The organism is Streptomyces sp. NPDC036764 (assembly GCF_055609385.1).
Genome location: NZ_JBVJPT010000005.1, coordinates 158,839 through 173,702 on the forward strand (window position 1 = coordinate 158,839; position 14,864 = coordinate 173,702).

Here is a 14,864-nt window from a genome sequence, read left to right on the forward strand (position 1 = left end):
GGAGAACGTGGCGTGACGGCGGATTTCGCGACGGTCCGGGAGGACGTGGCGTGACAGGGGATTTCGCGAGGGTCCGGGAGGGCGTGGCGTGACGGGGACTACGGGGGCGGGGTCGGCGGCGGCCGGCGCGTCGATGGCCGAGCGGTTCAGCGCGCTCAGTGGTGAGCAGCGGATCCGGCTGATGCGGCGGCTGGTGGAGTCCGGGCAGATGGGGCTGATCCCGGCGGTCGTGCCGGCGCGCGACGGGGACGGGCCGGTGCGGCTCAGTCCGGCGCAGGAGGACCTGTGGGTGTACGAGTCGCTGTATCCCGGCACTCCGGCGCTCAACCTGTGCTGTGCCTACCACTTCGACGCCCCGATGGACCCCGGTCTGCTGGAGACGGCGCTGACGCTGGTGCGCGCGAACCACGACGTCCTGCGGGCCCGTATCGACGGTGAGCCGGGCGCGCTGAGCGTCACCTTCCCGCCCGAGGAGCGGTTCCGTCTGGAGCGTGAGGACCTGCGGGGCACCGGTATCGGCATCGCCGGGGCCTTCGAGACGTTCCGGCGCCGCCCCTTCGACCTGGCGGGCGAACCGCTGATGCGGGCCCGCTTCGTCACGGTCGACGGCCGGCGGACGACGCTGATGCTGAGCCTGCATCACGTCATCGCCGACTGGTGGTCCTTCGACGTGCTCCAGGCCGAGTTCGCCGCGGCCCACCGCGCGCTGCGCTCCGGTACCGCGCCGATGCCGACCCGGCCCCGCATCCAGTACGCCGACTTCGCGTCCTGGCAGGGCGAGTTGGCGGCGTCCGGTGTCTTCGAGGCGCGGCTGGCGTTCTGGCGCCGCTACCTCGCCGACCCGCCGGGGCCGCTGACCGTGCCCGGTGCCCGCGCGGGGTCCTCCGAGGAGATCGCGCAGATCCCGTTCCGCGTGGACGCCCCGACCGCACAGGCCGTACGGGCGCTGGCCCGTGAGCGCGGCGCCTCCGTCTACGTCGTCCTGATGGCGGCCTTCGCCGTCCTGGCGCACCGCCTCACCGGCGCCGACGACATGGTGCTCGGCACCCCGACCGCCAACCGGGCCGCCAAGGGCCTGGAGCGGGTCATCGGGTACGTCATGAACGCCATCCCGACCCGCTGGCGGTTCCGGCCCGGGGACTCCTTCGCCGATGTGCTGGCCCGGTTCGCGGCCGACTTCCCCGAGCTGATGGCCAACGCGGACGTGCCGGTGGGCCGGATCGTCTCGGCGGTCGCGCCCGACCGCAGCGCCGGGCGCTCGCCGCTGTTCCAGTGGGTGTTCATGCACCTCACGCAGCAGCGGAGCGTGGCCGCGCTCAGGGAGTTCAGCGAGCCCGAGCGGATCCACACCGGCGGTGAGCACGACCTCGTGGGCATCGTGCGGGACGCCGACGACGGCACGATGGACGGCAGCTTCGAGATCCGTACGGCCCTGTTCGGCGCGGACACCGTACGGCACTGGACGGACGCCTATCTGGAGCTGCTGCGCCGCTTCACCGCCGATCCCGGGGTGCCGCTCGCCGACGTCGGACTGCTGTCCGAGGCGGGCGGGAGGCGGCTGCTGGAGCTCGGGCTCGGCCCGGCCGCTCCCGAGCCGCTGCCCCTGCCCGATCTGGTGGCCCGGCAGGCGGCCCGCACGCCGGACGCGCCGGCGCTGGAGGCGGGGGCGCTGGAGGCGGGGGCGCTGGAGGCGGGGGCGCCGGCGCTGACCTACGCCGAACTCATGGACCAGGTCGACCGGTTGGCTGCCGTTTTCGCCGAGCACGGCGCGGGGCCGGGGGAGGTCGTGGCTCTCGCGCTGGGGCGTACCGGGGCGATGGTGCCTGCGTTGCTGGCGGTGCAGCGGGCCGGGGCGGCCTATCTGCCGGTGGATCCGGACTATCCGGCCGAGCGGATCCGGGTGGCGCTGGAGGACGCGAAGCCGGTGCTGGTGGTTGTGGGTGAGCGGGGGGTGCCGGTCGATACGGATGTGCCGACCTTGGCGTTGAGCGATTCGCTGGAATTGCCGCGGGATGTTGTTGAGCGTCTGCCGCGCCGTGGGGGCTGGTCGCGCAGTTCCCCGCGCCGCTGTGGGGCGTCGAGCCCCGCGTACGTCATACACACCTCCGGCTCCACCGGCCGTCCCAAGGGCGTCCTCGTCCCGCACACCGGGCTGGCCGCCCTCGCTCAAGGGCTCGTGGACGTCATGGCGCTGCCCCCTGAGACCCGAGTCCTGCAACTCGGGTCGCCCGCGTTCGATATCTCTGTGGCTGAGATGTGCATGGCGTTCGGTTCGGGTGGGACGTTGGTCGTGGCGCCGGGCGGGCCGCTTGTCGGGCAGGGGCTGGCCGATGTGCTGACCGGGCTGCGGATCAGCGCCACGATGCTGCCGCCGTCCGTGCTGGCGACCCTGCCCGCCGGGGAGTACCCGGATCTGCGGTCGCTGGCCGTGGGTGCGGAGGCGTGTCCGCCGGAGCTGGTGGCCCGCTGGGCCGTCGGTGGACGGCGGTTCCACAACGCCTACGGGCCCACCGAGTACACCGTCGCCGGCACCGTCTCCGGCCCGCTCGCCGGCGACGGCACGCCGCCGCCCATCGGCGCCCCGCTGCCGGGCACGCGCGCGTACGTACTCGACGAGCGGCTGCGGCTGTTGCCGCCGGGGGTGTGTGGTGAGCTGTATCTGGCGGGGCCGGGGGTGGCGTACGGCTATCTGGGCCGGGCGGGGGCGAGCGCCGAGCGGTTCGTCGCCGACCCGCACGGGGCGCCCGGCACGCGCATGTACCGCACCGGGGACCTGGTCCGCCGCCGGGACGACGGGCAACTGGAGTACCTGGGCCGCTCCGACGACCAGGTGAAGATCCGGGGGCAGCGGATCGAGCCGGGCGAGATCGCGGCCGTCCTCACCGGGCACCCCTCGGTCGAGCGGGCGGTGGCCGTCGTACGGGAGGACCGGCCGGGCAGGCCACGGCTGGTCGCGTACGTCGTCGGCGGCGACGGCCCCGAGCCGGTGCCGGACGCGCTGCTGGCGTACGCCGCCGGGCGGTTGCCCGCCGCCATGGTGCCGGCCGACGTGGTGGTGCTGGACACGCTGCCGCTGGCGCCGGGCGGCAAGCTGGACCGGGCGGCGCTGCCCGTCCCGGGAAGCCGGCCGGGCGGCGCGGGGCGGGCCCCGGAGGGGGTGCGCGAGGTCACCCTGTGCGCCCTGTTCGAGGAGGTGCTTGGCCTCGAACGGGTCGGCGCCGACGACGACTTCTTCCGGCTGGGCGGCGACAGCATCATGGCGATCCAGCTCGCCGGGCGGGCGGCGGGGGCGGGGCTCGGCATCTCGCCGCGTGACGTCTTCACGGCCCGTACGCCGGCCGCGCTCGCGCTGACCGCGCGGGAGACCGCGGGCCTCGGCGAGGATGCCGGCACCGGGCGTTTCCCGCTCACGCCGGTCATGCGCTGGTGGCGCGAACAGGGCGGGGACGCCTCGGCGTTCACGCAGTCGATGCTGTTCCCGGTGCCGGCGGGCGTGGGCCCGGAGCGGGTCGAGGCGGCCGTACGCGGGCTGGTCGAGCGGCACGGTGCGCTGCGGATGCGGCTGGTGGACGGCGAGCTGGAGATCGGTGAGGCCGTCCCCGAGGTGACGGTGGCGCGCGTCGAGGTGCCCGCCGGCGCCGATCCGCGGACCCTGGCCGACGAGCTGGCGGCCGCGGTGCGCCTCGACCCTGAACAGGGCGAGATGCTGCGGGCCACCTGGCTCGACACGGGCGCGCAGCGGCCGGGTCCGCTGCTGTTGCTGACGGTGCACCATCTCGCGGTGGACGGGGTGTCGTGGCGGCTGCTCGGCCCCGAACTGTCCGCCGCGCTGGCCGGGGAACAACTGCCGGAGCCCGGTGGCACGTCCTTCGCGCGGTGGGCGCGGCTGCTGGCCGAGGAGGCGGTGCGTCCCGAGCCGGCGGACGTGGAGGCGGCCTGGTGGGAAGGGATGCTGGGCGGCCCGGACGCGCGGATCGCGGGCGGCCGGGGTGTCGGTGCGAGCCGTGCGGTGCTCACGGTCGAGCTGACGCCCGAGGTCACCGAGGCGGCGCTGTCCGAGGTGACGCGGGTCTTCCACTGCGGCCCGGACGCGGTCCTGCTGACCGCGCTGGCCGCGGCGGCGGTACGGCACCGGGGCACCGGCAGCGGTCTGCTGGTCCATCTGGAGGGCCACGGCCGTGAGGGGCTCTCCCGGCCGACCGACGTCTCCCGTACCGTCGGCTGGTTCACCACCCAGTACCCGGTCCGCCTGGACGCGGGCACCGCGCTCGGCGCGGACTTCTGGCAGCCCGCGCAGAACGCGGCCGGTGACGCGCTCAAGCACGTCAAGGAGCGGCTGCGGTCGGTGCCGTCGGGCGGTCTGGGCTGGGGGCTGCTGCGTCACCTCAACCCGGACACGGCCCAGAAGCTGGCCCTGCTGCCCGTCCCCGACCTGCGCTTCAACTACCTGGGCCGGTTCTCCGGCGGCGACACGGCCGACGGCGAGCTGCTCGGCATGGCCGCGCAGGCGCTGCCGCTCGGGCACGCCGTGGAGGTCGACGCGATCGTCCTGGAGCGGGGCGCCGGGCGGCCGTGTCTGAGCGCCGGGTTCTCGTACGCGCGCGGGGTGCTCGGCGAGGACGAGGTGCTCGCGCTCGCACGGCTGTGGTGCGAGGCGATCGACGTGCTGGTCGAGCACGCCCGCCGGGACGGCTCGGGCGGCCACACGAGCTCCGACTTCCCGCTGGTCGACCTGTCGTCGGACCAGCTCGCCCTGCTGGAGGGCGACCTGGAGTTCGAGGACCTCGACGAGGAGGGGGACGACTGATGGGCGGCCGTATCGCGGACGTACTGCCGCTCTCCCCCGCCCAGGAGGGCCTGCTCTTCCACGCCCTGCGCGATCCGGAGCGACCGGACCCGTATCTGGTGCAGGCCCGGTTCCGGATCGCGCCCGGAGTCACCGGCGAGGCACTGCGGGCCGGGGTGGCGGGACTGCTGGAGCGGCACCCGAACCTGCGGGCGTGTTTCCGGCACGAACACGTCGAGCGGCCCGTGCAGGTGATCCCGCGCGCCGTGAAGCCGCCGTGGACGGAACTCGACCGCACCGGGCACGCGCCGGACGAGGTGGCGGCGGAGCTGGCCCGGCTCATGGCCGAGGACCGCGACCGCCGCTTCGACCTGGCCCGCCCGCCCCTGCTACGGGCCCTGCTGGTCCGGCACGACGAGGGCGGCGACCTGCTGCTGACTTTCCATCACATCCTGCTGGACGGCTGGTCGTTGCCGCTCCTGGCGCGGGATCTGGAGGCGCTGACGGCGGAAGGGGCCGAGCTGGGGCCCGCCGCGCCCTTCAAGCAGTACCTGGTCTGGCTGAAGGGCCGGGACCACAGCCGTGCGGAGGCGGCCTGGCAGGCGGCGCTGACCGGGCTGCCCCGGCCCGTGCCGCTCGCGCCGGACGGCCCCGACACCTCGCAGGACACGGTTGATGTCGAGCTCACCCCCGAGCTGACGGCGGCCATCGCCCGGCGCGCGGCGGACGCGGGCGTCACCGTCAACACCGTGGCGCAGACCGCGTGGGCGCTGGTGCTGGCCCGGACGACGGGCGCGCAGGACCTGGTCTTCGGCGCGGTCGTCTCGGGGCGGCCGCACGATCTGCCCGGCGTCGAGCGGATGGTGGGGCTGTTCATCAACACCCTGCCGGTGCGCATCGCGCTGCGCGCAGGCGAGGGCGTCGACGAGCTGCTGGCCCGGGTGCAGCGCGAGCAGTTGCGGCTGGCGCCGTATCACCACGTACGGCTGTCGCAGGTGCAGCGGGCGGCCGGGGCGGGCGAACTCTTCGACACGGTCCTGGCGTTCGAGAACTTCCCGCGTGCCGAAGGCCCCGCTCCCGCGGTGGAGCTGGTCGAGACGCGGGACGCGACGCACTACCCGGTGACGATCGCCGTGGTCGCAGCGGAGCGGATGCTGCTGCGGGTGAGCTGCCGCGGGGGCATCCCGGCCGGCACGGTCGGTGCCCGCCTGGTGCGCGCCTTCGAGGCGCTGACGTCCGCGCACGACACTCCCGCCGACCGGCTCGACGTCCTGCCACGGGAGGAGCGGCGGCGACTGCTCGCCCTGGCCGAGGGACCGGCTCGTACACCGTCCGGGGCAAGGGACATCCCCGGCCGCTTCGCCGCGCAGGTGGCCCGTACGCCGGACGCGCCGGCCGTCGAGTCCGACGGCGAAGTGCTGACGTACGGCCGTCTGGACGCGGCGTCCGACGCCTTGGCCGGGCACCTGTGGGAGGCGGGAGTGCGGTCCGGCGACACGGTCGCGCTGCCGTTGGCCCGGTCCGTGGCCATGGTCGTCGCGCAGCTCGCGGTGCTGAAGGCGGGCGGGTGCTGTCTGCCGCTGGACCCGGAGGCTCCGGCGGGGCGGCTCACGGCGCTGGCCGAGGCGGCCGGAGTGAAGGTGGCGGTCGCGGAGGAGGGCGTACGACTGCCGCTGACTGTAAGGAAGTTGACGCCGTCGGATACGCGGTTCGCCGCGCCGCCGGCGGTCCGCGTCCACCCCGAATCCGCCGCCTACGTGATGTACACCTCCGGCTCGACGGGCGAGCCCAAGGGCATCGTCACCCCGCATCGAGCCGTGGTGGAGCTCGCGTCCGACGGGCGTTTCGCGGGCGGCGCGCACGAACGCGTCCTGCTGCACAGCCCGCACACCTTCGACGCTTCGACCTACGAGACCTGGGTGCCGCTGCTCAACGGCGGCACGGTCGTTCTCGCCCCGCCCGGGCCCGTCACGCCCGACCTGCTGAAGAGGCTGCTGCCCGAGGGGCGGGTCACCGCGCTGTGGCTGACCGCCGAACTGCTGCGCACCGTCGCGGAGATCGCGCCCGAGGTGTTCGGCGGCGTGCGCGAGGTGTGGGCGGGCGGGGACGTGCTCGCGCCCGAGGCGGTCGCCCGGGTGCGTGAGCGCTGCCCCGGCACGCGGGTGGTCAACGGCTACGGACCCACCGAGACGACCGTGTTCGCCACGGCCCACCCGGTGACGGGGGACATCGGCGCGTCCGTGCCCATCGGCCGGCCGCTCGACAACTCCCGCGCCCACGTCCTCGACCGCATGCTGCGCCCGGTGCCGACGGGTGCGGTGGGCGAGCTGTACGTCGCCGGCAGCGGGCTCGCCCTCGGCTATCTGAACCGTCCGGGACAGACCGCTGAGCGGTTCGTCGCCGACCCGTACGGGCCGCCCGGTACCCGGATGTACCGCACGGGCGATCTGGTGCGCCGGCTTCCCGGCGGCGAGCTGGAGTTCGTGGGCCGCGGTGACGACCAGGTCAAGGTGCGCGGCTTCCGGATCGAACCCGGCGAGGTGGAGGCCGCCCTGGCCGGCTGCCCCGGCGTGGAGCGGGCCGTGGTCGCCGCGCGACCGGGACCCGGCGGCGGCAAGCGGCTGGTGGCGTATGTCGTGGGCGGCGACCTGGACCTCGTACGCACGCACGCGGCGCGCACGCTGCCCGCGCATCTGGTGCCGTCGGCGTGGGCGCGCCTGGACGCCGTACCGCTGACCGCGCACGGCAAGGTCGACCGGGCCGCACTGCCCGAACCCGAGCCGGAGCGGGCGCGACCGGGGCCGGGCCGGATCGCGCGGCCGGGACGTGAGCAGCGGCTGTGCGCGCTGTTCGCGCAGGCGCTCGGGGTCGACGCGATCGGTCCCGACGGCGACTTCTTCGCGCACGGCGGCCACTCGCTGCTCGCCCTGCGGCTGACCGCGAGCATCCACGCGGAGCTCGGGACCCGGGTGTCCCCCGCCACGCTGTTCGAGGCGCCGACGCCGGCCGCGCTCGCCGCCCGCCTGACCGCAGGGCGTACGGAGGATGACGCGTACGCCCCGCTGCTGACGCTGCGTCGCGAGGGCGACCTGCCCCCGCTGTTCTGTCTGCACCCGGGGTTCGGGCTCGGCTGGGCATACGCCGCGCTGCTGCCGCACCTCGCCCCCGGGCGGCCGGTGTACGCGCTGCAGACGCCGGTGCTGCACGGCGGGCGACTGCCGCGGACGCTGGGCGAGTTGGCGGAGAGCTGTCTGCCGATCGTCCGGGCGGTGCGCCCGCACGGGCCGTATCTGCTGCTCGGGCGCTCCTTCGGCGGGCCGTTCGCGCATGAGCTGGCGGTGCGGCTGCGCGCGGCGGGCGAGGAGGTCGCGCTCGTCGCCGTCGTGGACGCGATGCCGAAGCCGCCCGAGGTGGCGCGGGTGCCGCTGGAGGCGGCGGCGGTGGAGCAGGCGGCGCTGGCCAACCTGCTGCGCAACGCGCTGCCCGGGGTCCCGGCCGGGCCGGGGCCGCTGGACCGGGCCGAGGTGATCGCCCGCGTCCACGCGCACAGCGCGCTGCTCGCCGGCCTCGACCGGGAGCGGGTCGGCGCGCTGGCCGGCGCCATGGAGCGGTACATCGAGATGGCCCGCGCCTGGCGGCCCTCGCCGTACGACGGCAGGGTCACCCTCTTCTCGGCCGCCCGCGCCGCGGAGGCGACGACCGGGGAGAAGAGCGCGGCGTGGCGGGCCTGCGCGGCCGCGGTGGAGGTACACGAACTGGACTGTGAGCACAGCGATGTGCTCACACCGGGGCCGGTCGGCGAGATCGCCGCGGCCGTGGAGAACGTACTGGCAGACCACGCAGAACCGGCAGGGGACCGCACGGGGGATGGAGCACAGGCAGATGGCCGCTGACGACACAGGAACGGTCGGGGAGCACGACGAGGCCCTCAGGGAGCACGAGGAGTACGAGTTCCCGACCTCGGACGCGCAGGCCCGGCTGCTCGTCCTGGACCACATGGATCCGGGCGCCGCGACCTATCACGTGCCGGCCGCCTTCGTCGTGCGCGGGCCGTTCGACGCGGCGGCCTTCGGGCGGGCGCTCGACGCGCTCGTCGCCCGGCACGAGTCGCTGCGCACGGTCTTCCGCACCGGCCCCGACGGAAGTCCGCTCCAGATCGTGTCGGCGGCCGGCCGGGTCGAGCCGCGCGTGGAGCGCGACGTGCCCGCGGCCGGGGTGGACGCGCGGATGCGCGCGGAGGCGGCCCGTCCCTTCGACGTGGCGACCGGCCCGCTGCTGCGCTGCACGCTGTACGGCGTGGCCGACGGCAGTCACCGCGTGCTGCTCGTCGCCCACCACCTGGTCTGCGACGGCTGGTCGCTGGGCGTGCTGCTGCGCGAGCTGTCGGCCGGGTACGAGAACGAGACCAAGGGCCTGCCCCACAGCCCGCCCGAACTCGCCCTCCAGTTCCCGGACTTCGCCGCCTGGCAGCGCGAGCGGCAGGCGGCGGGCGAGTACGCCGGCTCGGTGGCCCACTGGGCCGGGCGACTGCGGGGTGCCCCGGAGACGGTCGCGCTGCCGCTGGACCGGCCGCGCGGTGCGGTGCGTACGGCGGCGGGCGGCACCGAGCGGTTCACGCTGCCGGCCCGGGTGCGGGAGCGGATCGCCGAGACGGCACGAACGCGCGGCGGCACCCCGTTCATGGCGGTGTTCGCCGCGTACGCCGCTTTCGTGAGCCGGCTCTCGGGCTCCGAGGACCTGGTGATCGGCTTCCCCGTCTCCGGCCGGGACCGCCCCGAGCTCCAGGACATGGTCGGCATGCTGACCAACACCCTGGCGCTGCGCGTCGACCTGTCCGGCGACCCGTCGTACCACGACCTGATCGACCGTCTGCGCACCGCGCTGCTGGACTCCCAGCCGTACCAGGACGCCCCCTTCGAAGCGGTCGTCGACGAGGTCGCCCCGGCCCGCGAGATCAGCCACGACCCGGTCGTGCAGGTCGTCTTCGGCTACGACGACGACACCGAACTGACCCTGCGGCTGGCCGGCGCCGAGGTGGAGCGGGTCCATGTCGGCCTGGACACCGCGAAGTTCGACTTCCACCTCCAGGTGGAGCGCTGGGGCGAGGACCTCGCCGCGTACCTGATCTTCCGCAGCGCACTGTTCGAGGCGGAGACGGTACGGCGCTGGGTGCGCTGCTTCGAAACGTTGCTGGAGGGGCTCCTGGGACACCCGGATGCCCCGCTGTCGACGATCGACATACTCCCGCCGGACGAAAGGGTCCGGCTTCTCACACCGGTCACTGCAACGCCCTTCAGGGGCGCGGGGCTGTGTCAATATGCGGCTCCGCCGCGGGGCGCGACAAGCCACGACGATCCCGCAGCCGCCAGTCAACCGAACGCGGCACTCCCCAAGGCGCACCTGGTCCCAACCCTCGTCGCACATCAGGCCACCACCCGGCCGGAGGCCACCGCGCTGATCTGCGGCGACCTGCACCTGACCTACGCCGATCTCCTCACACGGGCAGACCGCCTCGCGGCACGCCTCCAGGCACACGGCGTAAGCCGAGGAGACCGCGTCGGCCTGCTGCTGCCCCGCGGCGCCGACATGGGCATCGCCGCCCTCGCGGTCCTGCGCGCGGGCGGCGCGTACGTACCGCTGGACCCGGCGCACCCACCCGCCCGCCTTGCCTACATGGTCGGCAACTCGGGCACGTCACTGCTGCTGACCGCTGCCCAGACCACGGGCCTGGCGGGGACCGGCGTACCGGAACTGCGGGTGGACCGGGAAGCGGAGTCGGCGCCACCCGCGCTCGCCCCGGTGGAGTGCACCCCCGGCGACCTCGCGTACGTGCTCTACACCTCCGGCTCCACCGGCGTCCCCAAGGGCGTGGCAGTGGAACACCGCGCACTGCTCAACCTCGCGGTGAACGTCCGTCCGGTGTTCCCGGTGACCGAGACGGACCGTGTCCTGCAGTTCGTGTCGTTCGGCTTCGACGTGGCCGTGTCCGACCTGTTCTTCCCCTGGGTCGCGGGCGCCGAGCTGCACATCGCGCAGGAGGACGAGCGGCTCGGCGAGGCGCTTCAGGCACGGCTGCGGGACTCCCGCATCACCTACGTCTTCCTGCCGCCGTCCGCCGCGATGACGCTCCCCCGCACCCCGGGCGCGCTGCCCGAGCTGCGCACCCTGGCGGTGGGCGGCGAGGCGTGCCCGGCCGAGCTGGTCGAGCGGCTCGGCGAGGAGGGCCGCCGGATCGTCAACGCGTACGGCCCCAGTGAGGCCACGGTGTACTCGACCACGGCCGATCTACGGCCGGGCGAGCCCGTGGTGATCGGCCACCCGGTCCCCGGCTCCCGCGCCTACGTCCTGGACCGCCGTCTGCGCCCGGTCCCGGTCGGCGTGACCGGCGAGCTCTACGTCGCCGGCGCCACCCTGGCCCGCGGCTACATCGGCCAGCCCGGCATGACCGCCGAGCGCTTCGTCGCGAACCCGTACGGCCCGCCCGGCAGCCGTATGTACCGCACCGGCGACCTGTGCCGGATCGACGCGCGGGGCGTCCTGCACTATCTGGGCCGGGGGGACTCGCAGGTGAAGCTGCGCGGCTACCGGATCGAACTCGGTGAGATCGAGGCCCTGCTGGCGGGCCATCCGGAGGTCACGGTGGCCGCGGCGGCGGTGCGCGGCGAAGGCGCCGACCAGCGGCTGGTGGCGTATGTGGTCGCGCAGGACCCGGCCCCCTCGGACGAGGCCCTGCGGGCCCTGCTCGCCCGGCGGCTGCCGGGGTACATGGTCCCGGAGGTCTTCGTACGCCTGCCGGAGCTGCCGCTGAACCGCTCCGGCAAGATCGACCGGTCCCGGCTGCCCGAGCCCCCCTCCTCGCGCCCCGAGCTGAGCGGGTCGTACACCGCGCCGGACAGCGCGGCCGAGCAGCGGGTGGCCCGGGTGTGGCAGCAGGTACTGACCCTGGACCGGGTCGGTGTCCACGACAACTTCTTCGACCTGGGCGGCAATTCGGTACGGCTGCTGGCCGTGCTCGCGGCGCTCCAGGAACACCCGGAGTACCGGGACCTCACCCTGATCGACCTGTTCCGGCACCCCACGGTCGCCGCCGTGGCGGCCCATCTCGACGATACGGCCGGGCAGCGGGCGCCTCACGAGGAGGCGGCCCGGCGCGGCAGCGACCGCCGGGCCGCCCTGCACAAGATCCGTTCCAGGAAGGGCACGACGCGATGACGACCGAGGAAGCCGTACAGCACGACCTTGAGTCGGCGGTGGCCGTCGTGGGGATGAGCGGACGCTTCCCCGGCGCCCCCGATCTCGACGCCTACTGGGCCAACCTGCGCGACGGCGTCTGCTCGCTGTCCGCGTTCACCGAGAAGGAGCTGCTCGCCGACGGGGCGGACCCGGCCGAGCTGGGCAATCCCGCGTACGTCCCGGCGCAGGGGCATCTCGCGGACGCGGACCGCTTCGAGGCCGAGCTCTTCGGCTTCAACCGCTCCGAGGCGGCGGCCCTGGACCCACAGCACCGGGTGCTCCTGGAGACCGCCTGGTCGGCGCTGGAGGACGCCGGGTACGCCCCGCTGGACGCCCCGTCCCGCACCGGCGTGTACGTGGGCGGCAGCCCGACGGAACACGCCCTGGCCGCCGGCACGGACCCGGCGCTCGCCGCTTCGATCGGCGCGCTTCAGGTCCGTATCCTCACCGACCGCGAGTTCCTGGCGCCCTGGATCTCCTACCGGCTGGGCCTGGACGGGCCGAGCATGACGGTCCAGACGGCCTGCTCGACCTCGCTGACGGCGGTCCATCTCGCCGTCCAGGCCCTGCTGCTCGGCGAGTGCGACACCGCGCTCGCGGGCGGCGTCGCCATCGCTGGCGTGCGCAAGCAGGGCTACCTCCACTTCCAGGGCGGGATCTTCTCCCCCGACGGCCGCTGCCGCCCCTTCGACGAGAAGGCGGCCGGCACCGTGCCGGGCAGCGGGGTGGGCGTGCTGGTGCTGCGGCGCCTGGAGGACGCGCTGGCCGACGGCGACCCGGTGCGCGCGGTGATCCGGGGCACGGCCGTCACCAACGACGGCGCCGGCAAGGTCGGCTTCACCGCTCCGGGGGTGGACCAGCAGACGGCCGCGATCACGGAGGCGTGGGCGGCGGCGGGGCTGGAGCCGTCGGCGGCGCAGTACGTGGAGGCGCACGGGACCGGGACCGAACTGGGCGACCGGATCGAACTGGAGGCGGCGAGCGCGGCGTTCGCGGCCGGAGCGGGCGACGGTGACCGCACGGGCGTCGACGGCGGGGCCGGTATCGGTGGCGGTATCGGTCTCGGCTCGGTGAAGTCGAACATCGGGCACGCGGACGCGGCGGCCGGTGCGGCGGCGCTGATCAAGACGATCCTGATGCTGGAGCACGCGACGCTGGCCCCGACGGTGGACGTCACGAGCCCGCTCGCCGCGCTCCGGGACTCGCCGCTGCGGCTGGTGACCGAGACCCGGGAGTGGCCGGACAGGCCGGACCTGCCCCGGCTGGCCGGCGTGACCTCGGTCGGTATCGGCGGCACGAACGTGCACGTGGTGGTGCAGGAGGCGCCGGAACGCGGGCCGCGCGCGGATGCCGCCGCACGCCCGACGGTGCTGCCCCTGTCGGCCCGCACCGAGCCCCAGCTCGCCGTCGTCGCCGCCCGGTTGGCGGCACGGCTGCGCGAGGCGGATGCCCCGTCCCTGGCCGACGTGGCCCACACCCTGCGCACGGGCCGGGTCGGGATGCCCGTGCGCGCCTACGTGGTCGCCTCCGGCGCGCAGGAGGCGTCGGACAGGCTCACGGCGCTGGCCGAGGGCCACCCGGAGCCGGCGCGGGACCCGTTGGGCGAGGCGTGGCTGAGGGGCGAGGAGGTGACCTGGCCGGAGCCCGACGGCGAGGTGCGCCGGGTACGGCTCCCGGCGTATCCGTTCGCGGGCGAGAGCCATGGCGCGCTGACGCTGCGCGGCCCGGCGCCGCAGCCGCAGTCCGAGAGCGCGGCGCCGGAGCCGAAGAGCGAACTGGAGGCCGAGGTCGCGGGGTTGGTGATCGAGGCGCTGGATCTCGACGGCCGCGCGGGCCTGGAGAAGTCGTACTTCGAGGCGGGCGGCGACTCGCTGACGGCCGTGCATCTGGCCGGGCGGCTCCGCGACGAGCTGGGCATCGACGTACCGATCCAGCTCTTCCTCGAACCGATCACCCTGAAGGACATGACGATCCGCATCGTGGAGATCAAGCAGGGCGGCGAGGCGGACGGCGCCCTGGACGCCCTGCTGGCGGAGTTCGAGGCAGAGTCGTGACCGCCCCCGGCATCCACACCCGCTGGCTGCGGGGCGTGACCTCGCCCGCCGCGAGGATCCGGCTGGTGTGCTTTCCGCACGCGGGCGGCGCGGCGGGCGCCTTCCACAGTTGGGGCACGCTGACACCACCGCAGATCGAGGTCCTGTCGGTGCAGTACCCGGGCCGCCAGGACCGTCTGTCCGAACCGTGCCCGGCCACCATGGAAGAGCTGGCGGACGCGATCACGGCGGCCTTGACCGAGGAGCTGGAGGACGACCTGCCGCTGGCGCTGTTCGGCCACAGCATGGGCTCGTCGGTGGCGTACGAGGTGGCCCGCCGGCTGGAGGGCATCCCCGGCCGCACCCTCACCCGGCTGATCGTGTCGGGCCGGAGCAGGCCGCGCCTCGCGCAGGAACTGGCGCCGCGGCCGGTGCCGACCGACGCCGACATCCTGAACCACGTCCGCAGGCTGGATCCCGAGAGCGCCGCGCTCTACGAGCACCCCGTGCTGCAGAGCGTGATCATGCCGTCCCTGCGCGCGGACTTCGGGCTCCTCGCGGCGTACCGCCCGACGAGCCTGCACCGACTGGGAGTTCCCGTCACGGCCTGCGGGGGCGACCGTGATCCCGCGTGCCCGCCGGAGGACCTCTCGGCCTGGTCGGACGTCACGACCCGGGGGCTGGACGTCCGGGTCTTCGAGGGCGCCCACTTCTATCTCACCCCGCGGCAGGAGGAGTTGGTCGGGTTCATCACCGCACAGCTCCTGTGACGGACGGCACGGGGTGCGGGGAGCGGACGGAGGACGCTTCTC

The 14,864-nt window shown here is 74.7% G+C and carries 5 protein-coding genes; all 5 read left to right on the forward strand.

The genetic code is table 11. From position 1 onward, the window contains the following. Positions 1-88 precede the first annotated feature (88 nt). From ACZ69Q_RS21435 to ACZ69Q_RS21455, 5 genes are read left to right on the forward strand one after another with little or no spacing between them, the layout of a single operon-like run. The gene (locus tag ACZ69Q_RS21435) at positions 89-4,807 is read left to right on the forward strand and encodes an amino acid adenylation domain-containing protein (protein ID WP_471044087.1); all 4,719 of its coding nucleotides are present in this window, start codon (positions 89-91) and stop codon (positions 4,805-4,807) included. Further along, the gene (locus tag ACZ69Q_RS21440) at positions 4,807-8,679 is read left to right on the forward strand and encodes a non-ribosomal peptide synthetase (protein WP_471044089.1); all 3,873 of its coding nucleotides are present in this window, start codon (positions 4,807-4,809) and stop codon (positions 8,677-8,679) included. The genes ACZ69Q_RS21435 and ACZ69Q_RS21440 overlap by 1 nt, the downstream gene beginning before the upstream one ends. Next, positions 8,669-11,998: a non-ribosomal peptide synthetase gene (locus ACZ69Q_RS21445; RefSeq protein ID WP_471044092.1), complete on the forward strand. Its 3,330-nt coding sequence runs from the start codon at positions 8,669-8,671 to the stop codon at positions 11,996-11,998. Before ACZ69Q_RS21440 ends, ACZ69Q_RS21445 begins: the two co-directional genes overlap by 11 nt. Next, positions 11,995-14,073 carry a beta-ketoacyl synthase N-terminal-like domain-containing protein gene (locus ACZ69Q_RS21450; protein WP_471044094.1) on the forward strand — a complete coding sequence of 693 codons (2,079 nt, stop codon included), beginning with the start codon at positions 11,995-11,997 and terminating at the stop codon, positions 14,071-14,073. The genes ACZ69Q_RS21445 and ACZ69Q_RS21450 overlap by 4 nt, the downstream gene beginning before the upstream one ends. Next, complete coding sequence (locus tag ACZ69Q_RS21455) at positions 14,070-14,822, forward strand: thioesterase II family protein (protein ID WP_471044096.1); 753 nt, start codon at positions 14,070-14,072, stop codon at positions 14,820-14,822. The genes ACZ69Q_RS21450 and ACZ69Q_RS21455 overlap by 4 nt, the downstream gene beginning before the upstream one ends. Positions 14,823-14,864 lie beyond the last annotated feature (42 nt).